Raw genomic sequence first — 20137 nt, forward strand, 5'->3', positions numbered from 1 at the left:
CCACCGCCTCAGTCGACCGGCCAGGTGTGGGCGGGCGCGTTGAGATGCATGTAGTCGATGTACAGCTGTGTCATCCGGCGGAGCGCCTCGTGGCGGCCCCCGGCGGACGCGGCCGCCTGGTGGAACATCTCCTTCTGCCAGACCGCGCCGTTGCGGGCGGTGACGCACCGCTGCCCGATGATGCCGAGCAGCGGCTCGCGCCAGGCGTCGTCCATGCCGGAGAGCTCCAGGCCCCGGTGGGCGAGGGGGAGCAGCCGCCGCAGGACGAGTTCGGACGCCGGCACCTCGCCCATCCCGGGCCAGTACAGGCGGGCGTCGATGCCGTGCCGGGCCGCCGTGTGCAGGTTCTCCTCGGCGGCCGCGAAGGACATCCGCGACCACACCGGCCGCTCCTCCTCCACCAGGGCGCGGGTGAGGCCGTAGTAGAAGGCGCCGTTGGCGAGGGTGTCGGCGACGGTCGGGCCGGCGGGCAGCACCCTGTTCTCCACCCTGACGTGCGGCTTGTCGTGGGCGATGGCGTAGACCGGGCGGTTCCAGCGGTAGATGGTGCCGTTGTGCAGGGTCAGCTCGCCCAGCTCGGGGACGTCGCCCTGCTCCAGCGTCCCCAGAGGGTCCTGCTCGTCGCACAGGGGCAGCAGGGCCGGGAAGTAGCGCAGGTTCTCCTCGAAGAGGTCGAAGACGCTGTTGATCCAGCGCTCCCCGAACCAGACCCGGGGACGCACCCCCTGCACCTTGATCTCCTGCGGGCGGGTGTCGGTGGCCTGCTCGAACAGCGGGATCCGCGTCTCGTGCCAGAGCTCCTTGCCGAACAGGAACGGCGCGTTGGCCGCCAGCGCGACCTGGATGCCCGAGATGGCCTGGGCCGCGTTCCAGTAGCCGGGGAACTCCTCCGGTGAGACCTGGAGATGGAACTGGGTGCTGGTGCACGCGGCTTCCGGGGTGATCGTGTCGGCGTACGTCCGCAGCCGGTCGACGCCGTCCACCTCGATCCGCAGGTCCTCGCCCCGGGCCGCGAAGACCTGGTCGTTGAGCAGCCGGTAGCGCGGGTTCTCCGACAGGGCGCGCTCACCGGCGTGCTGCTGCTGGAGCGTGGGCAGGATGCCGATCATGATCAGCCGCGCGCCCACCGACCTGGCGCGCTCGTCGGCATGGTTCAGCGCGGCGCGGACCTCCGACTCCCAGGAGTCCGGGCCGCCCTCGGTCAGACGCCGCGGCGGAACGTTGATCTCCAGATTGAACCGGCCCAGCTCCGTGGACCACGCGGGGTCCGCTATCGCCTCCAGCACGTCGCTGTTGCGCATCGCCGGCTCGGCGTCGTCGTCGACCAGGTTCAGCTCGATCTCCAGCCCCACCTGCGGACGCTCCGACTCGAACCGTGACTCGCGCAGCATCTGGGCGAACGCGTCCAGGCACTGCTGCACCTTGATCCGGTACCGGCGGCGGTCCTCGCGGGTGAAGACCACCGCCGGGACGTCCCGTCCCATCGGGCCTCCCGAGTTCCCTCGGAAACCTGTTGCCTCCAGCGTCGCACCAGGTGAGCGAGATGTCAGCGCCAGCCGAACCGGCGGTCCACCACCGCTGAGAACTCCTCCAGGGTCAGCACCGCGTCTCCGTTCTGGTCGGCCGCGTCGAACAGCGCGGACGAGGCGTCGGCGTCCCCCACGCCCCAGAAGGGCAGCACCCCCGAGGCCGCGAGGGTCGGGCCCTTGGTCCGCAGGGCGACGATCACCTCCTCACGCGTCAGAATCCCGTTCCTGTCAAGGTCAAGCGCCTCGAACAGCTTCCGCGCCTTCTCGCTCATCTCTCGTCCTCATTCCGGTCAGTCCCACCAGAAGGACCAGATTTCCTGGTCGATGAGTTGCTCGGCGTAAGCATCGAGGGACGGGGTCCCGCCCTGGTCGACGTTGTCCGGGCAGAACGCGTAGTGCTCGGCGGCCACCGCCCGCGCCTCGTCGCGGGTGCCGGGCGGTGCCGCGACGGAGAGGATCAACTGGTCGAAGGCGAGCGCGACGACACGCACGCCGAAGCGGTCCTCCCAGGAGCGGAGCACCGCGCTGAGGCGGGCCACGTCCCCCTCGTGATTGACGGGCCCCGGCCAGCCGATCGCCGCCGGGATGTCCGCACTGCGACGGGCGGGGACCAGGGCGACACGGGGCTCCTTGAGCCAGCTTCCGTCCGTGAGGAGGTGGTCGGCGATCTCCGTGGCCAGCGCGTCCGGGTCGGGGGCGGGGGTGACCGCCCGGGGTTCGGGGGCCAGGCCCGGCCACTCGTCGTCCTCGTTGTCCTCGTTGTCCTCGTTGTCCTCGTTGTCCTCCCAGTGCTCGGACAGTACCTCTTCCGGGTCGTGGTCTCCGGGGTACGAGGTGTCGCCCGGCATCAGTTCCCAGGCCTCGGGGCCGCCCTGGCCGCCGCCCACGTCCATGAGGAGCGGAAGCAGGCCTGCGGTGCGGGCCCCTTGCAGCGCCGTCCAGTCACCGGGGGTCGCGGGTTGCGAGGCGTGCCACAGCAGCGGCTCGTGCCAGAAACCCTCGTCCGTGACGTCGATCAAGGTCCCGGGCGGAAGTGAGAGGCCGAGGGAACGGCCGCTCGGGTCGGTCGCCAGCGTGGGCAGCGGGTTCGGAAGAGTCGCCATGTCGGTGACTGTAGAGCCGCCCACTGACAACGGGCCCCGAGGGAGCGGGCGGAGAGGCAACGGTTCGAGATCGTTCCAGCCTCGAAGCGGCGTAGAGACTGCAACGGATCGCGCACGGTTCGGCCGCTGCCGGGTGTCGAGGTCACCTCCCCGCCCCGCAGCTCCGTGCGAGTGTGCCCCGCCGTCCGGAAATCTTGGTGCGATCTGTCCGGAAAGCGACGGCTGTCCGCCCTCGGAGGCGCGCGGTCCGAGCCGACCGGTGACTGGATGGGGCCGGGCCTAACGTGTTGACGGGATCGCGTCAGGTGCATACGGTCTGCGTCTGGCCGGATCCGATCGGTGAGGCTTCCGTACATCGATCCCTGGGGGGACGCAATGAACTGGTTCATCGAAGTCGTCAAGAAGTACGCGGTGTTCAGCGGGCGCGCGCGTCGCAAGGAATACTGGATGTACGTGCTGGTCTACGTGATCCTCGCCGTCGTGCTGGCGATCGTCGACTTCGCCGTCTTCGGCTCGCAGGTCCTCGGCCTGATCCTGGCCCTCGGCCTCCTGCTGCCCTCCCTGGGCGTCACGGTTCGGCGACTGCACGACACCGGCCGTACGGGCTGGTGGATCCTCATCGCCCTCGTCCCGCTCGTCGGCTCGATCGTGCTGCTGGTCTTCATGTGCCTCGAGGGCGAGACGGGCGGCAACAAGTACGGCGAGAACCCGAAGTCCGCTCCGGCCCACGCCTGACGCACCCACGCACCACCCTGGCCGCCCGGTTCCGCCGGGCGGCCTTCTGCTGTGCGGGCGGCGCGGCCGGGTTCAGCGGGCCGGGATGCTGCGCGTGCGGTAGGGCGTGGTGCGGTACCGCGTGGGTGCGTCAGGCGTGGTGCGGTACCGCGTGGCGTGGTGCGGTACCGCGTCGCGCGGTGCGGGTTCGGACGGGACTCAGAGGCGCTCAGGGGTCCTGATGCCGAGCAGGGCCATGCCCTGGTGCAGGGTGCGGGCCGTGATGTCGCAGAGGAACAGGCGGTTCCCGACCTGTGCCGGGGTCTCGGCCTTGAGGACCGGGCACTTGTCGTAGAACGACGTGAAGAGGGACGCCAGCTGGTACAGGTACGCCGTCATCCTGTGCGGCGCGTACTCCGACGCCGCCTCGGCAACCGTCTCCGCGAACGCGTCCACGTGCAGGGCCAGCGCGCGTTCCGCCTCGTGGAGGCCCAGCTCCGGGCGGGCCTGCGGGTGGGTCCCGCCGGCCTTGCGCAGGATCGACCGGATACGGGCGTAGGCGTACTGGAGGTAGACCGAGGTGTCGCCGTTCAGCGAGACCATCTGGTCCAGGTCGAACTTGTAGTCACGGTTGGCCGAGGTCGACAGGTCGGCGTACTTCACCGCGCCGATGCCCACCTGGGCGCCGCGCTCGGCGACCTCCTCCTCGGAGAGCTGCCGCTGGGTGTCCTTCTCCCGCACCACCGCCGTGGCGCGGTCGATCGCCTCGTCCAGGAGGTCGACCAGGCGGACCGTCTCGCCCTCACGGGTCTTGAAGGGCTTGCCGTCCTTGCCGAGGACCGTACCGAAGGCCAGCTGGTACGCCTTCACGTCGTCGTTGAGCCAGCCCGCCCTGCGCGCCGTCTCGAAGACCATCTTGAAGTGCAGGGACTGGCGGGCGTCCACGACGTAGATCAGGCTGTTCGCCTTCAGGTTGAAGACGCGGTCGCGGATCGCGGAGAGGTCGGTCGCCGCGTAGCCGTAACCGCCGTCCGACTTCTGGACGATCAGCGGGACCGGGTTGCCGTCCGGGCCCTTGATGTCGTCGAAGAAGACGCACAGGGCGCCCTCGGAGCGGACCGCCACGCCCGACTCCTCCAGCAGGCGGCAGGTCTCCGCCAGCATGTCGTTGTAGCCCGACTCGCCGACGATGTCCGGGTCGCGGACCTCCATGTCCAGCTTCTCGAAGACGGAGAAGAAGTAGATCTTCGACTCGTCGACGAACTTCTGCCACATGGCGAGCGTGTGCGGGTCGCCCGCCTGGAGGTCCACCACCCTGCGGCGTGCCCTCGTCTTGAACTCCTCGTCGGAGTCGAACAGCTTGCGGGCGGCCTTGTAGAGGCGGTCGAGGTTCGACATCGCCTCCTCGCCGCTGACTTCGGAGGCCTTGTGGTCCAACTCGTGCGGGTGCTCGTCCAGGTACTGGATGAGCATGCCGAACTGGGTGCCCCAGTCGCCGATGTGGTGCCGGCGGACGACGTTCTCGCCGGTGAACTCCAGGAGCTGGACCACCGAGTCACCGATGACCGCGGAGCGGAGGTGGCCGACGTGCATCTCCTTCGCCACGTTCGGCTGGGCGTAGTCGATGACCGTGGTGCCGGGAGCGTCCGCGTAAGGGGCGCCGAGCCGCTGGGGGTCCGCGTACCGCGCGGCCAGGTTCTCCGTGATCGCCTTGTCGGTGAGCGTGATGTTGAGGAAGCCGGGGCCGGAGACCTCGATGTCCTTGATCACGTCGCCGGACGTGACCTGCGCGACCACCTGGGTCGCCAGGTCCCGGGGGTTCGCCTTCGCCTTCTTGGCCAGCGCGAGGATGCCGTTGGCCTGGAAGTCGGCCCGGTCGCTTCGTCGCAGCAGCGGGTCCGCGTCCGCGGCCGGCAGGGTGGCCGAGAGGGCGTCCGCGAGGCGCTGGTTGACGAGATCGGTGAGCGACGTGACCGAGGCCATAGGAGTGGGTGCCCGTTCTCCTCGTGGGTTCAGATAGACACGGTCAGTATCCCATGGGGGGTGAAGCGGTTTTCTGGCCGCGGGGCGGTGGGGGCGGTGGGGGCGGTCGGGGGCCGGTCGCGCCCACGTGGCGCAGTCGCGCACGGGCGAAGTCCCGCGCCCCTGGGGCGGCTGCTTGAAAAGGCGTTTTCGCCGTTGCCGCCGTTGCTGGGAGAATGGGGACGCCGGCCGTTGACCGTACCGGCTGCCTCAGGAGAAAGAAGGACGTGCCGATCGTGGCTCAGAGCACCGAGACCACCGACTGGGTCTCCCGTTTCGCGGATGAGGTCATCGAGGAGTCGGAGCGCCGGGCCCCGGGCAAACCCGTTGTCGTCGCGTCCGGGCTCTCGCCCTCCGGCCCCATCCACCTGGGGAACCTGCGCGAGGTCATGACCCCGCACCTCGTCGCCGACGAGATCCGGCGCCGGGGGCGCGAGGTCCGGCACCTGATCTCGTGGGACGACTACGACCGGTACCGGAAGGTGCCCGCCGGGGTCGCCGGGGTCGACGAGTCCTGGAGCGAGCACATCGGCAAGCCGCTGACCTCCGTGCCCGCCCCCGCCGGGTCGCCGCACCCGAACTGGGCGGAGCACTTCAAGGCGGCCATGATCGAGTCGCTGGCCGAGCTGGGCGTCGAGTTCGACGGGATCAGCCAGACCGCGCAGTACACCTCCGGGGTGTACCGCGAGCAGATCCTGCACGCGATGCGGCACCGCGGCGACATCGACGCCGTGCTCGCGCAGTACCGGACCAAGCCCAAGGCCGGGAAGAAGCCGCAGCAGAAGCCCGTCGACGAGGCCGAGATCGAAGCCGCGGAGGGGTCCGGGGCGGCCGCCGAGGACGACGGCAGCTCCGGTTCCGCCGGGTACTTCCCGTACAAGCCCTACTGCGGCAACTGCGAGAAGGACCTCACCACCGTCACCTCCTACGACGACAACACCACCGAGCTGACGTACGCGTGCACGGCCTGCGGTTTCTCGGAGACCGTCCGGCTGAACGAGTTCAACCGCGGCAAGCTGGTCTGGAAGGTCGACTGGCCGATGCGGTGGGCCTACGAGGGTGTCATCTTCGAGCCGAGCGGTGTCGACCACTCGTCCCCGGGATCCAGCTTCCAGGTGGGCGGCCAGATCGTCGGGATCTTCGGCGGCAAGCAGCCGATCGGCCCGATGTACGCGTTCGTCGGGATCTCCGGGATGGCGAAGATGTCCTCCTCCCGGGGCGGGGTGCCCACCCCGGCCGACGCGCTGAAGATCATGGAGCCGCAGCTGCTGCGCTGGCTGTACGCCCGGCGCAGGCCCAACCAGTCGTTCAAGATCGCCTTCGACCAGGAGATCCAGCGGCTCTACGACGAGTGGGACAAGCTCGACGCCAAGGTGGCCGACGGCTCCGCGCTGCCGGCCGACGTCGCCGCGCACTCGCGTGCGGTGCGTACGGCCGCCGGTGAGCTGCCCGCGACGCCCCGGCCGATGCCGTACCGGACGCTCGCGTCCGTCGCCGACATCACCGCCGGGCACGCGGACCAGGCGCTGCGGATCCTGAGCGAGCTGGACCCCGACAAGCCGCTCGGCTCGCTGGACGAGGTGCGCCCGCGGTACGACAGGGCCGAGGCGTGGATCAACACGCAGGTCCCCGCCGACCAGCGGACCATCGTGCGCGAGGAGCCCGACGCCGAGCTGCTGAAGTCGCTCGACGAGGCGTCCCAGCGGTCGATCCGGCTGCTGCTCGACGGGTTGGCGGAGCACTGGTCGCTGGACGGGCTGGCCCATCTGGTCTACGGGGTGCCCAAGGTCCAGGCCGGGTTCTCCGCCGACGCCACGCCGAAGGAGCTGCCGCCGGAGATCAAGACGGCCCAGCGGACGTTCTTCGCGCTGCTGTACCACCTGCTGGTGGGCCGGGACACCGGGCCGCGGCTGCCGACGCTGCTGCTGGCGGTGGGGCAGGAGCGCGTGCGGGCCCTGCTCGGGGAGTAAGCCGCTTCTCTTCGGTGATGGGGGCGCCCGGTGTTCGCCGGGCGCCGCCACTGAAGCGGGCGCCTTGCCGGGGACGTTACGCGATGTGGTCTTCTTCCAGTTCCGTGTAGTGGCGGTTCGTGAACACGTTGACCAGGCGCTTGGCCTCCGGGCCGTCGAGGCGGATGCCGAACTCCGCCTCGATGTTGTCGATGAGCTGGTTCGGGGTCGGGTAGCTGCCGTTGATCGACTGCTTGAAGACCTGGTAGAACGACTCGTCGTCCGGCTGCGGGGGCATGGTGCCGCCGCCTTCGCCGAGTTCGCGCGTGCGGCCCGGGCCCACCGGGATGGGGAACGTGCCGGTGTCCTCCGGGGAGGGCTCGGGGATCGGCGGGGGTTCCTCGTACTGCTGCTGGTACTGCTGGGACTGCTCCGCCTGGCGCTGCTCCTCGTACCACTCGGCGTACGCGGCCTCCGGGTCGTAATTGGGGTCGTAGCCGCCGTGGTACTCGATGGTCTGGGGGTCGCGGGCGTGGAGCCAGGGATTCTGGTGCTCCGGCTGGTCGCGTTGTACGGATTCCTGGCTGCTGTGGCGTTGGGGGCGCTGCTCGCTGGGCAGTGCCGTTGCTGACTCCAAGGCGTGCTGCTGTGGCGTCGGCGGTATCAGCGTCGGCTCGATGCCCGCCGCTGCCAGGCCCGACGGGGCCGTGTCCGCGAGGGGGACGCCGTACTTGGCCAGGCGGAGCGGCATCAGTGCCTCCACCGGTGCCTTACGGCGCCATGCGCGGCCGTAGCGGGAGCGGAGGCGGGCCTGGTAGACGAGGCGTTCCTGCTCCAGCCTGATGACCTGGTCGTAGGAGCGGAGTTCCCACAGCTTCATCCGGCGCCAGAGCAGGAAGGTGGGGAGCGGTGAGAGCAGCCAGCGGGTGAGGCGGACGCCCTCCATGTGCTTGTCCGCCGTGATGTCCGCGATGCGGCCGATCGCGTGCCGGGCTGCCTCCACCGAGACCACGAACAGGATCGGGATGACGCCGTGCATACCGACGCCCAGCGGGTCCGGCCAGGCCGCCGCGCCGTTGAAGGCGATCGTCGCCGCCGTCAGCAGCCACGCCGTCTGGCGCAGCAGCGGGAAGGGGATGCGGATCCAGGTCAGGAGCAGATCCAGGGCGAGCAGGACGCAGATGCCCGCGTCGATGCCGATCGGGAAGACGTAACTGAAGTCCCCGAAGCCCTTCTGCAGGGCCAGTTCGCGGACGGCCGCGTACGAACCCGCGAAGCCGATGCCCGCGATGATCACGGCACCGAAGACGACCACACCGATGAGAACGCGGTGCATCCGTGTCAGCTGTAGTGGCGCGGCCACCGTATTCCCCTCCCACTGCGTGTTGTTGCGCGCCCAACAGGGTGGCACATGCGTACGGGGAACGGGTGGCCGGACCGTGTACGTCAGCCCATCCGTGACTCTTCCGGTGGCCGCCGGTGATCCCGCGCGGTTCCCCGGGTCAGCTCTGCTTCGCCGGCGAGCCGGACGAAGCGGACGACTCCGAGGGCGACTCGGCGGACGGCTCGGACGGCGAGCCGGACGGCGACTTCGGGCTCTTCGGGGCCGCCGCGGCGTCCGCCCCGTTCGCCTTCGTGACCGCCGCCACCGCCTCCTTGGCCGCCTTCTGCGCCGCCTTCATCAGGTCGTCGGCGTCGGGCGACTTCTCGCCTGCCAGGCCCGCGCCGTTGTAGTCGACCGTGACGACGACGTTCTCGACGCGCGCCACGACCGTCTGCTGCTTGAAGGCGCCTTCCTTCTTCTTCAGGTCGTAGCGCACGGCCGTCGCCTGGTCGCCCGTGCCGGTGACCTGCTCGGAAGTGGTGTTCTTGGCGCCCTCGGCGGACTTCGCGTCGGCGACCTGCTGGGAGTAGTGCTCCTGCGCCCGCCGTTCGCCCGCCCCGCGCGCGGCGTCGGACTCGAAGCGCAGCAGCGAGACGTTCAGCCAGCGGAACTGGGAGCCCTTGACGCCGTTGTTGTCGAGGCTGTCCCAGGAGCAGCCGGCCCGGACGGAGACATCGTCCGAGTTGCCTTCCTTGCCCGACTTGCCGGCCTCCGGGACCAGTTCCTCCAGCGTCTTCTTCGACAGCACCTCGCAGGGCTCGGGCAGCTTCGCGTACGCCGCCGCCTCCACGGTGGGCGAGGGGCTCGCGGACGCGCCCGCCGGGCTCTCGGACGCCTTGGCGTCGGCGCCGGCGGAGTCCGAGGAGCAGCCTGCGGCGATCAGCATCACGGGGACGGCCGCCGCGCCCGCGAGGACGCGGTTGAGGCGGCTGGGTCGCTGCTCGGGCTGGTCGGCGCGCTGTGCTCGTCGCTGCATGGTTCCTTCACTCGTGACGCTCGGGTTACAGGTCCGAGGGGTCACGGTACGCGGTGAGGGCACTGCGCGGACTCGGTTCAGCCGCTTCACCCGGGGCGCGAAAGGACGTTACCCGGCGAACGAGTCGGCCAGCCGCGCGGCCAGTTTCCGGGCCCTGTCCTGCATTTCCTCGCTGTCGGGGGCGAGCCCGACGGTTGCCGGCTGCTCCTCGTAGGCGATGGTGACGATGACGTTGGACGTGCGGAACGCCACAGTCACCGTGCGCTGCTTGGCCGTCGAACCGGTGCTGTTCAGCTCGTCGTCGAGGAAGGCCTCGTCGGCCAGGTCGTCGAGGACGCGGGGCTGGAGGCCGGTCGCAGTGGCGGTGGCGCTCGATGTGCCGCTCTGGGTGCCGGACGGGGTGTTGGTGGGGGTGCCGGTGGGGCTGGGGGCGCCGGTGCCGGCCGGGGTGCCGGTGCCGGACGGCGCTCCGGATCCGGACGGGGACCGCGTTCCCGTGGGGGAGAGCGTCTCCGTAGCCGTCGGCTCCGGGAGGTCCGCCGCCGTCCGCTTGGTCCCGAACAGCTCCTGCGCCTGGTCGTCGTCGCTGACCGAGCTGTCGTAGGACACCACCCGCTCGAAGTCGACGAACAGATGGTTCGTCGCCGAGGCCGACTCGACCTTCCAGCGGCAGCCGACCTTGCGGTCGTTGTCGTAGGTCAGCGTGGGCTCGCCCGCGTAGGCCTGCTCGCGCTGCTCCGCGTCGGCGATCAGCTGGATGCCGGGGAGGAGGGAGTCGAGCGTGTCCTGGCCGATCGCGCCGCAGGGTTCGGGGAGGGTGCGGTAGCGGCCGGGCTCGGCAGCCGTGGTGGCCGTGCCGGTGCCGCCCTGGTTGGAGTCGTCCGTGGAGCCGCCGTCGTCGGAGCCGCCGGTGCAGCCGGCCAGCAGGGCCGCGAGGAGCGCGGCGACGCCGGATACGTACGCCTTCCGCTGCACGGTAAGGCTCCTCTCGCTGGTTAATCGCTTGCCGTCGCCGGTCTCCCCCTGGAGACAATGTGTATCGCACGCACTGCCGTGACCGCCGGTCCGTTGTCCTTTACGTCGACCTTGGCGTCGGTTTTGCGGTTAAGGGCTTTTCAAATCTTCCGGGGGAATGAGGCTGTTATGTCGTACGTCGAGATGCCGGGTGCGAAGGTACCCATCCGTATGTGGACCGACCCCGCCGCGGTCGAGGAGGGGGCGCTCCAGCAGCTGCGGAACGTGGCGACCCTGCCGTGGATCAAGGGGCTTGCCGTCATGCCGGACGTGCACTACGGCAAGGGCGCGACCGTCGGGTCCGTGATCGCCATGCGCGGGGCGGTGTGCCCGGCGGCGGTCGGGGTCGACATCGGGTGCGGCATGTCGGCGGTGCGGACGTCGCTGACGGAGAACGATCTGCCCGGTGACCTGTCGCGGCTGCGGTCGAGGATCGAGGCGGCGATTCCGGTGGGGCGGGGGATGCATGACGAACCCGTCGACCCGGGGCGCTTCCACGGGCTGGCGACGTCCGGGTGGGACGACTTCTGGGGGCGGTTCGGCTCGGTGGCCGATGCGGTGAAGTTCCGCGAGGAGCGGGCCACCAAGCAGATGGGGACGCTGGGCAGCGGAAACCATTTCGTCGAGGTTTGCGTCGATACGGCCGGTTCGGTGTGGCTGATGCTGCACTCCGGATCCCGCAACATCGGCAAGGAGCTCGCCGAGCACCACATCGGCGTCGCCCAGAAGCTTCCGCACAACCAGGGCCTGGTCGACCGTGACCTCGCCGTCTTCGTCGCGGACACCCCGCAGATGGCGGCGTACCGCAACGACCTGTTCTGGGCGCAGGAGTACGCCAGGTACAACCGCACGCTCATGACGGCGCTCCTGAAGGACGTGGTCCGCAAGGAGTTCAAGAAGGCGAAGCCCACGTTCGAGCAGGAGATCTCCTGCCACCACAACTACGTGGCGGAGGAGCGGTACGAGGGCATGGACCTGCTCGTGACCCGCAAGGGCGCGATCCGCGCCGGCTCCGGGGAGTACGGGATCATCCCGGGCTCCATGGGGACCGGCTCGTACATCGTGAAGGGCCTCGGCAACGAGATGTCCTTCAACTCGGCCTCGCACGGCGCGGGGCGGCGGATGAGCCGCAACGCCGCCAAGCGGCGCTTCTCCACCAAGGATTTGGAGGAGCAGACGCGGGGCGTGGAGTGCCGGAAGGACTCCGGCGTGGTGGACGAGATCCCTGGCGCGTACAAGCCGATCGAGCAGGTCATCGACCAGCAGCGGGACCTCGTCGAGGTGGTGGCGAAGCTGAAGCAGGTTGTCTGCGTGAAGGGCTGACACGCAGTCGGTCGTCCGCTTCGGCCTCAGTTCCTGCGGTGCAGCTTGGTGTTGGAGGCCTGCGAGCGGGGGCGGACCACCAGAAGGTCGATGTTGACGTGGCTGGGGCGGGTGACCGCCCAGGTGATGGTGTCGGCCACGTCGTCGGCGGTCAGGGGGTCGGGGACACCCTCGTAGACCTTGGCCGCCCGCTCCTCGTCGCCGCCGAAGCGGGTCAGGGCGAACTCCTCGGTCCTGACCAGACCGGGGGCGACCTCGATGACCCGGACCGGCTCGCCGAGGATCTCCAGGCGCAGGGTCTCGGCGAGGACGTGGGCGCCGTGCTTGGCGGCGACATAGCCGGCGCCGCCCTCGTAGGTGCCGTGGCCGGCGGTGGAGGAGACCACGACCACCGTGCCGTCGCCGCTCGCGACCAGCTTGGGGAGCAGGGCCTGGGTGAGGTTGAGGGTGCCGAGGACGTTCGTCTCGTACATCTGCCGCCAGTCCGCCGGGTCGCCGGTGGCCACCGGGTCCAGGCCCAGCGCCCCGCCCGCGTTGTTGACCAGCACCCCGATCGTCTTGAAGGCGGTGGCGAACTCGTCCACGGCCGCGCGGTCGGTGACGTCCAGAGCGTACGCGGTGGCCTGGCCGCCGGCCGCGGTGATCTCTTCGGCCAGTGCTTCGATGCGGTCCTTGCGGCGGGCGGTGAGGACGACGCGGCAGCCCGCGGCCGCCAGCTGCCGTGCCGTCGCGGCTCCGATTCCGCTGCTCGCGCCGGTGACTACTGCGATGCGGGACGGGGCCATGGGGGGTCCTCCTCGGCGGGGTGCGGGGGTTGCCTGGTCAGGATATGTGGGGTCCGTGCGTGGCTGGCTGCGGGTGGGTGGGGGCCGGTCGCGCAGTTCCCCGCGCCCCTGGGGGGTCAGGTTGATCGGGGGGTCCACATGATGACTGCCATGCCTGCCAGGCAGATCAGTGCGCCTGTGATGTCCCAGCGGTCCGGGCGGTAGCCGTCCGCGATCATGCCCCAGGCGATCGAACCGGCGACGAAGATCCCGCCGTATGCGGCGAGGACGCGGCCGAAGTGGGCGTCCGGCTGGAAGGTGACGACGAAGCCGTAGGCGCCGAGGGCGAGGACACCGCCGGTGATCCAGAGCCAGCCGCGCTGTTCCCGCCAGCCCTGCCAGACGAGCCAGGCGCCGCCGATCTCGAAGAGGGCGGCCAAAAGGAAGAGGGCGGCGGAGCGCAGCACGAGCATGCGGGCAGCTTGGCATGCCCGCGTGCTTCGGTGCCGCCCGGGCGTGACGTGCCGGGCGGCTGGTCGGCTCCATGGTGCTGCTGGACCGGACCGGCCGGCACCCGCACGGAGAGGGTGGCTGAGGGCGGGAATAGGTCCGGGGCGGTCGCCGTTCTGCGGGTATAGTTGAACCATAAACAACGTGGAGGATGAGCGACCATGCAGTTCGGGATCTTCAGCGTCGGCGATGTCACGCCGGACCCCACCACGGGACGTACGCCGACCGAGCGTGAGCGGATCAAGGCAATGGTCGCCATCGCGCTCAAGGCCGAGGAGGTCGGCCTGGACGTCTTCGCCACCGGCGAGCACCACAACCCGCCGTTCGTGCCCTCGTCGCCGACGACCATGCTCGGTTACATCGCGGCGCGCACCGAGCGGCTGGTCCTCTCCACCTCGACCACGCTGATCACCACCAACGACCCGGTGAAGATCGCCGAGGACTACGCGATGCTCCAGCACCTGGCCGACGGCCGGGTGGACCTGATGATGGGGCGCGGCAACACCGGCCCGGTCTACCCCTGGTTCGGGCAGGACATCCGCCAGGGCATCAACCTCGCCGTCGAGAACTACGCCCTGCTGCACCGGCTGTGGCGCGAGGACGTCGTGAACTGGGAGGGCAAGTTCCGCACGCCGCTCCAGGGCTTCACCTCGACGCCGCGCCCGCTGGACGGCGTACCGCCGTTCGTCTGGCACGGCTCGATCCGCTCGCCGGAGATCGCCGAGCAGGCCGCGTACTACGGCGACGGCTTCTTCCACAACAACATCTTCTGGCCGGCCGACCACACCAAGCGGATGGTCGAGCTGTACCGGCGCCGGTACGCCCACTACGGGCACGGCACGCCCGAGCAGGCGATCGTCGGGCTCGGCGGGCAGGTCTTCATGCGGAAGAACTCGCAGGACGCGGTGCGCGAGTTCCGCCCCTACTTCGACAACGCGCCGGTCTACGGGCACGGCCCGTCGCTGGAGGACTTCACGGAGCAGACCCCGCTGACCGTGGGCTCGCCGCAGCAGGTGATCGAGAAGACGCTGAGCTTCCGCGAGTACGCCGGTGACTACCAGCGCCAGCTGTTCCTGATGGACCACGCCGGGCTGCCGCTGAAGACCGTGCTGGAGCAGCTCGACATGCTGGGCGAGGAGGTCGTGCCGGTGCTGCGTGAGGAGTTCGCCAAGGGGCGGCCGGCTGACGTGCCGGATGCCCCCGTCCACGCCTCGCTGCTCAAGGCGCGGCAGAGCGACCAGGAAGGGTCCGAGGAAGGGGTGACCGCCGCATGAAGCTCGTCGTCGTCTCGGCAGGACTGAGTGTGCCGTCGTCCACACGGCTGCTGGGCGACCGGCTCGCCGTGGCCGCGCAGCGGCAGGCGCCGGCCGGCGCACCGGTCGAGGTGCAGGTCGTGGAGCTGCGTGAACTCGCCGTCGAGATCGCGCACAACTTCACCAACGGGTTCGCCGGGCACGCCCTGTCCGCCGCGATCGACGCGGTGACGGAGGCCGACGGGCTGATCGTGGTCACGCCCGTGTTCTCGGCGTCGTACAGCGGGCTGTTCAAGTCGTTCTTCGACGTGATCGAGCCCGACGCACTGGCGGGCAAGCCGGTGCTGGTCGCGGCGACCGGCGGCACCGCCCGGCACTCGCTGGTACTGGAGCATGCCCTGCGCCCGCTCTTCGCCTACCTCAAGGCCGTCGTCGTCCCGACCGGCGTGTACGCCGCGTCGGAGGACTGGGGCGCCGAGGGGCTGGACGGGCGTGTCGAGCGGGCGGCGGGGGAGCTGGTCCGGCTGATGACGGGGCTGTCGGTGAGCGGGCCGGTTGCGGCGGGCGGTTCCGTGGCTGCGTCTGTCGGCGCGGCGGGCGGTGCCTCGGAGGGCTTCGAGGTGGTCCCGTTCGAGCAGCAGCTCGCCGCGCTGCGGCCGGCCGGGTAGGTGCGTCCGGCGAGGAGGTGTGCGGACGGGAGGTGTGCGGACGGGAGGTGTGCGGACGGAAGGTGTGCGGACGGAAGGTGTGCGCCGGGGCGGTCCGGGGTCGGTCCGGGGCGGTCCTGGGTCGTTCCGGGCGGGTGAGAGGCCGGTAAGAGGGGCAGGGGCCGCTCGCCCGTCCGGTCGTACGTCCGGCGTGCTTTGCCACACTTGGACGCGTGCCCCGGACTGTTCTGCTCGCCGAGGACGACCGTGCCATCCGCAACGCCCTGGAACGGGCCCTGACCCTTGAGGGCTACCGGGTCACCGCGGTCGCCGACGGCGTGGAGGCGCTGGCGCTGGCACACGGGGGTGCGCCGTTCGCGTATGGGCGGAAGGGGGGTGGGGTGGTCATCGGGTTCACCGTGGGGGCGGGGGTGCCGGATGCGGGGGGTGGGTGAGCGGCCGTTCGCCGGCACGCCGAATCAGCCGGTCCGTAGCCGTGGCCCGGTGGCTTGCCCGAAGCCGTGGTGCGTGGGCGCGTCCGTAGCCGTGGCCCGGTGGCTTGCCCGAAGCCGTGGCCCGTGGGCGCCGGGCGCCCGCTATCGTCGCTGCGTTCGACCCGACACGCGGAGCATGCATGCCCAAGACCGAACACCTGGCCCCGCACGGGGAGCGGGACAGCGACGGTGTGCCACGGGGTACCGACGGCGCCGTAGCCGCCCCCTCCTGGCCGCGGCACTGGCCGCTCCTGCTGCTGGCCGCCGCGGTCCTCCCCGGCGTGCTCCTGCTCGCCGTCGGCCGGTGGGCGGACGAACCGGCCGTGCAGGCGTGGCGGACGGTGTGCCTGGCCGTCACCGTGCAGGCGCTGCCGTTCCTGCTGCTCGGCACGGCTCTGTCGGGCGCGATCAACGCGTTCGTGCCGGCCCACGTGTTCAACCGGCTGCTGCCGAAGCGTCCGGCGCTCGCCGTGCCCGTCGCCGGGGCCGCCGGGGTCGTGCTGCCCGGCTGTGAGTGCGCGTCGGTGCCGGTCGCGAACAGCCTCATCGGGCGGGGTGTCACGCCGGCCGCCGCCTTCGCGTTCCTGCTGTCGGCTCCCGCCGTCAACCCGATCGTCCTCACCGCCACGGCGGTCGCCTTCCCCGGCAGCCCGGAGATGGTGCTGGCCCGCCTGCTCGCCTCGCTCGTCACGGCGGTGGCGATGGGCTGGCTGTGGCTTGCGCTGGGCCGTACGGAGTGGCTGAAGCCCGCGGTCCCTCACACCGGTCACCGCCCGGGGCACAGCCGCTGGGACGAGTTCCGGCGCGGCTTCCAGCACGACTTCCTGCACGCGGGCGGCTTCCTCGTCGTCGGCGCCATGGCGGCCGCCACCTTCAACGTGGCGGTCCCGCGCTCCGCGCTGGAGACGTTCGCCGGCTCACCGTGGCTGTCCGTGCTCTTCCTCGCCGGGCTCGCCATCGTTCTCGCCGTGTGCTCGGAGGCGGACGCGTTCGTCGCGGCCTCGCTCACCGGATTCTCGCCGGTCGCCCGGCTGACGTTCATGGTCGTCGGACCGATGGTCGACGTGAAGCTGATCGCCCTGCAGGCGGGCACGTTCGGGCGGGCGTTCGCGATCCGCTTCTCCGCCGCCACGACGGTCGTGGCGATCCTGGCCGCCGTACTGATCGGAGCGGTACTCCTGTGAGGCGACTCGTCCAGATCACCCTGCTCGCCCTCAGCGGCCTGGCCGTCCTGCACGCCTGCCTCCTCAGCGACCTGTACCTGCGGTACGTCAAGGAGGGCATGCGTCCGCTGCTGATCGCCTCCGGGGTGCTGCTGCTCGCGCTGGCGGCGGCGGAGGCATGGTGGGGAAGGAAGGACCAGGGCGCCCACGACTGCTCGGGCGGCGTGCACTCCGGCACCCCCAAGGTCGCCTGGCTGCTCTTCCTCCCCGCCCTGAGCCTGCTCTTCTACGCCCCACCGGCCCTCGGTGCCTTCACCGCCTCCCGTGAGCCCGCCAAACCGGTCGCTGAGGAGGACCACTTCGACCCGCTGCCTGCGACCTCGCCGCTGCCGATGACCCTCACCGACTTCACTCAGCGCGTGCAGCAGGACCGTGAGCAGGCGATCAAGGGCCGCACGGTGCAGCTGACGGGCTTCGTCACGCCTGCCGGGGACGGCTGGTACCTGACCCGGCTGATGCTGAGCTGCTGCGCGGCGGACGCCCAGTCGGTGAAGGTCCGCGTCCACGGCGTCCAGGCTCCGCCTGCCGACACGTGGGTGACCCTCACCGGAATCTGGCACCCGTCCGGCACCCTGGGCACGAAGTCGGCCCCGGCAGCGCTGGACGCCCACACCGTCAGGAAGGTCACCAAACCGGCGAACGGCTACACGGACGCCTTGCCGCTCACGGCACCGTGAAATCCGGGCGGGCTCTCCTGGGGCTGATCGGCAGCCAGCTGTTGGCACCCGACACCTCCCGCCGCGTCAGACCGAGTCATCACGCACACGGTGAAGTCTCCGATGCCCCGCTGCAGCGTGGTGTGACGACGGACGCCCCCACCACAGCCGCACTGTCATTCACCTCGCCATCACCGCCCTCGAACCCGATCCCGTCGCCGGCGTGCGTCTGCCCGACCGGCGCTGGTCCAGTCGAGAACCGAAGCCGGAGGCCGGCACGCGGGAATCGCCTTCTCGGTCGACTTGCGCTCAGGCTGCGAATAGTGCGGCCGTCGCTGATCAACGATGGGCGTACACACCGACCCGCGCAAAGAGCGGACAGCCCGCTACGACCGCTGCCCTCAAGGAGGCTTGGACACGTGCGCACAGCTTCCACGATACGGAAGCACTTCCGGACACATCGTCAATGTGAGGTGAATCACTGTCGAGATGGGCGTTGAGCGTCACAACGTGGCGTCCCGCGCGGTCAATGAACGCCGTCCGGAGATCAGCAAGGTCTTCGTGACCCCCACTTCAGAGTTGTGAGGTACGAGAAGTGCGTAAAATCATGGGCTTCGCAGGCACGGCCGCGAGCCTGGCGCTGAGCCTGGGCGCCCTCAGCATTGCCACGAACACTGCGTCCGCCTCCGAAGCTGGAACAGCGGCGGGCGTCATCCGGGTCTGCAAGGACGCCAGCATGCGCAACTGCGTGACCACTTCGAACACCATCAGCGACGCAGGAAAGCAGGTTCCCGGCTATCAGGACAGCATCTCATCCATCGGCAACGGCACGAGCACCGCTGTCTGCTTCTTCGAGCACAACAACTACCAGGGGCGCAGCATCAGGATTCCCGGCGGTGCAAGCGTCGTTGACCTTTCAAGTCACGGACTGAACGATGCCCTCTCCTCGTGGCGGCCCGCCCCTCCCCCTGGCGGCCCCACCTGCTGAATTTCACGTTGGCGCGGTGAACAGTCAGCATTCCGAGCGGACTTCACACCGTCCGATTGGCGGGATGGAGAAGACTAGGAGGGCCAGCTTCTCAAGCTGCTGGTTCTCGGAACATCCACTACCCGGGAAAATGGCCTTCTGACTGCGCTCCAATGCCAGCAACTCCTCGTCCCGCCGTTGGCTCCCCGCTCGATCGCGGATTGCGGTGGGACGAGGACAACGTCTTCTGTCAGAGCCTCCCCTGCTGAGTTTTCGTCAGTCCTGGGGGTGCAGGAGTTTCGGTGATGTGAGTTTCGGTGATGTGAGCATGTTCAGGCTGTGACGCGGCACCGATCGCGGAACTGCTCGACGAACGGCGCCACCTTCTGGGCATCGCCTGCCGGATCCCGGGCCGAGGCCGGGAAACTCAGTGGACGTTAAGTCCGATCTTCCCTGGCTCGTGGTCGCTCGATCGTGGTACCGACGGCCGCGCGGGCCATGTCATGGGCATGTTTATGTCGAGATGCGTGCATGGAGAGAAAGCCGTACCCGATACTGGTCAAACACCGCTCGGAGCCTGGGCAGCCACGACCTCGGTGTGGCCACCACGGCCGCTGATTTGTACCGCGCCGGCCTCTTCCCGGTTGTGGTGTTCAGTGGCGGCAACAGTCCTACCACCCGGGCACCCTTCCCGCGTGGCGAGGCCGTCCATTACCGCGAGCACGCGCTGAGCCTGGGCGTGCCGGACGAGGCGGTCCTGGTTGAGCCGAAGGCAGCCAACACTGGCCAGAACATCGCCTTCTCCCGCGAGTTGTTGGCCAAGGTCGGCATCGGGGTCGAGTCTCTGCTGCTGATCTCCAAGCCGTACATGGAGCGCCGTTCGTACGCGACCTGCCGCAAGCTGTGGCCCGAGGTGGACGTCGTGTGTGCCTCCGAGCCGCTGGAGTTGGACGACTACATCAAGTCCATCGGCGACGAGAAGCTCGTCGTGGACATGCTGGTGGGCGATCTGCAACGGGTGATCGAGTATCCGAAGCTCGGCTTCGCCGTCGAGCAGGAAGTGCCGGCGGATGTGTATGACGCTTACGAGCGACTTGTGCGGGCGGGGTTCGACAGCCGTCTTGTCACTGGCTGACGGCGACTCAGTCCCGAAGGTCTTTGACCATGACCGCGTACACCGGTGAGTCGGCGAACGGTTGCTGCTCGCCGACTCTGGCGTATCCCCATGTCTCGTAGAGCACTTGGACCTTGGGGTGTGTGACGTCGACGAGCATTACCGCGAGGTCTTCCGTACGTTCCTTGAGTAGCGCCTCGTGCAAGCGGTCGGCGATTCCCTGCTTCCGCCACCTTGGGCGCACCATCACCTCGGAGACCGCGTAGGTGGAGGAGCAGCCGTTGTCCGGCTCGTACGCGGTGGAGCGCCACCATTCGCGGCCCGGGGCGAGAGGGGCACCGTAGGCGAAGCCGACCGGTTCGTCTTCGTCGTACGCCACCACGCAGGAGAAGCCGTCCATGCCGGTCCAGTGGTCGACGAACCAGGCGGCGATAGTGGTGTACTCGGCGGCCAGTGCGTACAGGGCTCGGCGGACGCGTTCGCCGGCGTTGCGCT

General features: G+C 69.8%; 18 protein-coding genes and 2 pseudogenes. 10 read left to right on the top strand and 10 right to left on the bottom strand.

The window, feature by feature from the left end:
• Positions 1 to 8 precede the first annotated feature (8 nt).
• The 3 genes from ACGF8A_RS26970 to ACGF8A_RS26980 form a co-directional block, all read right to left on the bottom strand.
• Positions 9 to 1484 carry a glutamate--cysteine ligase gene (locus tag ACGF8A_RS26970; RefSeq protein ID WP_393112505.1) on the bottom strand — a complete coding sequence of 492 codons (1476 nt, stop codon included), beginning with the start codon at positions 1482 to 1484 and terminating at the stop codon, positions 9 to 11.
• A gap of 62 nt (positions 1485 to 1546) precedes the next feature.
• A complete protein-coding gene (locus ACGF8A_RS26975; protein ID WP_393112507.1) occupies positions 1547 to 1801 on the bottom strand; it encodes an EF-hand domain-containing protein in 255 nt (84 codons plus the stop codon).
• Between the two features lie 18 nt (positions 1802 to 1819).
• On the bottom strand, positions 1820 to 2632 hold the full coding sequence (locus ACGF8A_RS26980) for a DUF4253 domain-containing protein (protein WP_393112509.1): 813 nt from the start codon (positions 2630 to 2632) through the stop codon (positions 1820 to 1822).
• Positions 2633 to 3007: 375 nt separating this feature from the next.
• Between ACGF8A_RS26980 and ACGF8A_RS26985 the strand changes: the two genes are divergently transcribed.
• A complete protein-coding gene (locus tag ACGF8A_RS26985) occupies positions 3008 to 3367 on the top strand; it encodes a DUF805 domain-containing protein (RefSeq protein WP_393112511.1) in 360 nt (119 codons plus the stop codon).
• 198 nt (positions 3368 to 3565) lie between these two features.
• Here the strand turns inward: ACGF8A_RS26985 and argS are convergent, their stop codons facing one another.
• A complete protein-coding gene (argS, locus tag ACGF8A_RS26990; protein WP_393112513.1) occupies positions 3566 to 5329 on the bottom strand; it encodes an arginine--tRNA ligase in 1764 nt (587 codons plus the stop codon).
• A 266-nt stretch (positions 5330 to 5595) separates the two neighbouring features.
• Here argS and lysS point away from each other — a divergent pair, with 266 nt between their 5' ends.
• Positions 5596 to 7338, top strand: coding sequence for a lysine--tRNA ligase (gene lysS, locus ACGF8A_RS26995; RefSeq protein ID WP_393112515.1), 1743 nt, complete (start codon positions 5596 to 5598; stop codon positions 7336 to 7338).
• A gap of 76 nt (positions 7339 to 7414) precedes the next feature.
• On the opposite strand, the gene ACGF8A_RS27000 is transcribed toward lysS, so the two are convergent.
• The 3 genes from ACGF8A_RS27000 to ACGF8A_RS27010 form a co-directional block, all read right to left on the bottom strand.
• Positions 7415 to 8653 (bottom strand): DUF2637 domain-containing protein, encoded by a 1239-nt coding sequence (locus ACGF8A_RS27000; protein ID WP_393112517.1) that lies wholly within the window; start codon positions 8651 to 8653, stop codon positions 7415 to 7417.
• Between the two features lie 166 nt (positions 8654 to 8819).
• A complete protein-coding gene (locus tag ACGF8A_RS27005; RefSeq protein WP_393112519.1) occupies positions 8820 to 9677 on the bottom strand; it encodes a DUF3558 family protein in 858 nt (285 codons plus the stop codon).
• A gap of 108 nt (positions 9678 to 9785) precedes the next feature.
• Positions 9786 to 10652 carry a DUF3558 domain-containing protein gene (locus tag ACGF8A_RS27010; RefSeq protein WP_393112521.1) on the bottom strand — a complete coding sequence of 289 codons (867 nt, stop codon included), beginning with the start codon at positions 10650 to 10652 and terminating at the stop codon, positions 9786 to 9788.
• Between the two features lie 168 nt (positions 10653 to 10820).
• Between ACGF8A_RS27010 and ACGF8A_RS27015 the strand changes: the two genes are divergently transcribed.
• A complete protein-coding gene (locus ACGF8A_RS27015) occupies positions 10821 to 12014 on the top strand; it encodes an RtcB family protein (protein WP_393112523.1) in 1194 nt (397 codons plus the stop codon).
• A gap of 26 nt (positions 12015 to 12040) precedes the next feature.
• Here the strand turns inward: ACGF8A_RS27015 and ACGF8A_RS27020 are convergent, their stop codons facing one another.
• Positions 12041 to 12799, bottom strand: coding sequence for an SDR family NAD(P)-dependent oxidoreductase (locus ACGF8A_RS27020; protein ID WP_393112525.1), 759 nt, complete (start codon positions 12797 to 12799; stop codon positions 12041 to 12043).
• Between the two features lie 116 nt (positions 12800 to 12915).
• A complete protein-coding gene (locus ACGF8A_RS27025) occupies positions 12916 to 13251 on the bottom strand; it encodes a YnfA family protein (protein WP_393112527.1) in 336 nt (111 codons plus the stop codon).
• Positions 13252 to 13449: 198 nt separating this feature from the next.
• Between ACGF8A_RS27025 and ACGF8A_RS27030 the strand changes: the two genes are divergently transcribed.
• The 7 genes and pseudogenes from ACGF8A_RS27030 to ACGF8A_RS27060 form a co-directional block, all read left to right on the top strand.
• The gene (locus ACGF8A_RS27030) at positions 13450 to 14562 is read left to right on the top strand and encodes an LLM class flavin-dependent oxidoreductase (protein ID WP_393112529.1); all 1113 of its coding nucleotides are present in this window, start codon (positions 13450 to 13452) and stop codon (positions 14560 to 14562) included.
• Complete coding sequence (locus ACGF8A_RS27035; protein WP_393112531.1) at positions 14559 to 15209, top strand: FMN reductase; 651 nt, start codon at positions 14559 to 14561, stop codon at positions 15207 to 15209. The genes ACGF8A_RS27030 and ACGF8A_RS27035 overlap by 4 nt, the downstream gene beginning before the upstream one ends.
• Positions 15210 to 15421: 212 nt before the next feature.
• Positions 15422 to 15562: pseudogene (locus ACGF8A_RS27040) on the top strand (DNA-binding response regulator); the annotation flags it as partial.
• A 260-nt stretch (positions 15563 to 15822) separates the two neighbouring features.
• Positions 15823 to 16866 (top strand): permease, encoded by a 1044-nt coding sequence (locus tag ACGF8A_RS27045; protein ID WP_393112533.1) that lies wholly within the window; start codon positions 15823 to 15825, stop codon positions 16864 to 16866.
• Positions 16863 to 17582 (top strand): TIGR03943 family putative permease subunit, encoded by a 720-nt coding sequence (locus ACGF8A_RS27050; RefSeq protein ID WP_393112535.1) that lies wholly within the window; start codon positions 16863 to 16865, stop codon positions 17580 to 17582. The genes ACGF8A_RS27045 and ACGF8A_RS27050 overlap by 4 nt, the downstream gene beginning before the upstream one ends.
• Positions 17583 to 18156: 574 nt before the next feature.
• The gene (locus ACGF8A_RS27055; RefSeq protein ID WP_393112537.1) at positions 18157 to 18549 is read left to right on the top strand and encodes a hypothetical protein; all 393 of its coding nucleotides are present in this window, start codon (positions 18157 to 18159) and stop codon (positions 18547 to 18549) included.
• Between the two features lie 541 nt (positions 18550 to 19090).
• Positions 19091 to 19663: pseudogene (locus ACGF8A_RS27060) on the top strand (YdcF family protein); the annotation flags it as partial.
• Between the two features lie 7 nt (positions 19664 to 19670).
• Here the strand turns inward: ACGF8A_RS27060 and ACGF8A_RS27065 are convergent.
• A complete protein-coding gene (locus ACGF8A_RS27065) occupies positions 19671 to 20105 on the bottom strand; it encodes a GNAT family N-acetyltransferase (RefSeq protein WP_393112672.1) in 435 nt (144 codons plus the stop codon).
• Between the last annotated feature and the right edge of the window lie 32 nt (positions 20106 to 20137).

The sequence above is a fragment of the Streptomyces sp. NPDC047706 genome (genome assembly GCF_043204795.1).
GTDB lineage: Bacteria > Actinomycetota > Actinomycetes > Streptomycetales > Streptomycetaceae > Streptomyces.

Bases quoted from the DNA above. Each gene is read 5' to 3' on its own strand.
- ACGF8A_RS26970 (WP_393112505.1), bottom strand. From the start codon at position 1,484: ATGGGACGGGACGTCCCGGCGGTGGTCTTCACCCGCGAGGACCGCCGC.
- ACGF8A_RS26975 (WP_393112507.1), bottom strand. From the start codon at position 1,801: ATGAGCGAGAAGGCGCGGAAGCTGTTCGAGGCGCTTGACCTTGACAGG.
- ACGF8A_RS26980 (WP_393112509.1), bottom strand. From the start codon at position 2,632: ATGGCGACTCTTCCGAACCCGCTGCCCACGCTGGCGACCGACCCGAGC.
- ACGF8A_RS26985 (WP_393112511.1), top strand. From the start codon at position 3,008: ATGAACTGGTTCATCGAAGTCGTCAAGAAGTACGCGGTGTTCAGCGGG.
- argS (WP_393112513.1), bottom strand. From the start codon at position 5,329: ATGGCCTCGGTCACGTCGCTCACCGATCTCGTCAACCAGCGCCTCGCG.
- ACGF8A_RS27000 (WP_393112517.1), bottom strand. From the start codon at position 8,653: ATGCACCGCGTTCTCATCGGTGTGGTCGTCTTCGGTGCCGTGATCATC.
- ACGF8A_RS27005 (WP_393112519.1), bottom strand. From the start codon at position 9,677: ATGCAGCGACGAGCACAGCGCGCCGACCAGCCCGAGCAGCGACCCAGC.
- ACGF8A_RS27015 (WP_393112523.1), top strand. From the start codon at position 10,821: ATGTCGTACGTCGAGATGCCGGGTGCGAAGGTACCCATCCGTATGTGG.
- ACGF8A_RS27020 (WP_393112525.1), bottom strand. From the start codon at position 12,799: ATGGCCCCGTCCCGCATCGCAGTAGTCACCGGCGCGAGCAGCGGAATC.
- ACGF8A_RS27025 (WP_393112527.1), bottom strand. From the start codon at position 13,251: ATGCTCGTGCTGCGCTCCGCCGCCCTCTTCCTTTTGGCCGCCCTCTTC.
- ACGF8A_RS27030 (WP_393112529.1), top strand. From the start codon at position 13,450: ATGCAGTTCGGGATCTTCAGCGTCGGCGATGTCACGCCGGACCCCACC.
- ACGF8A_RS27035 (WP_393112531.1), top strand. From the start codon at position 14,559: ATGAAGCTCGTCGTCGTCTCGGCAGGACTGAGTGTGCCGTCGTCCACA.
- ACGF8A_RS27045 (WP_393112533.1), top strand. From the start codon at position 15,823: ATGCCCAAGACCGAACACCTGGCCCCGCACGGGGAGCGGGACAGCGAC.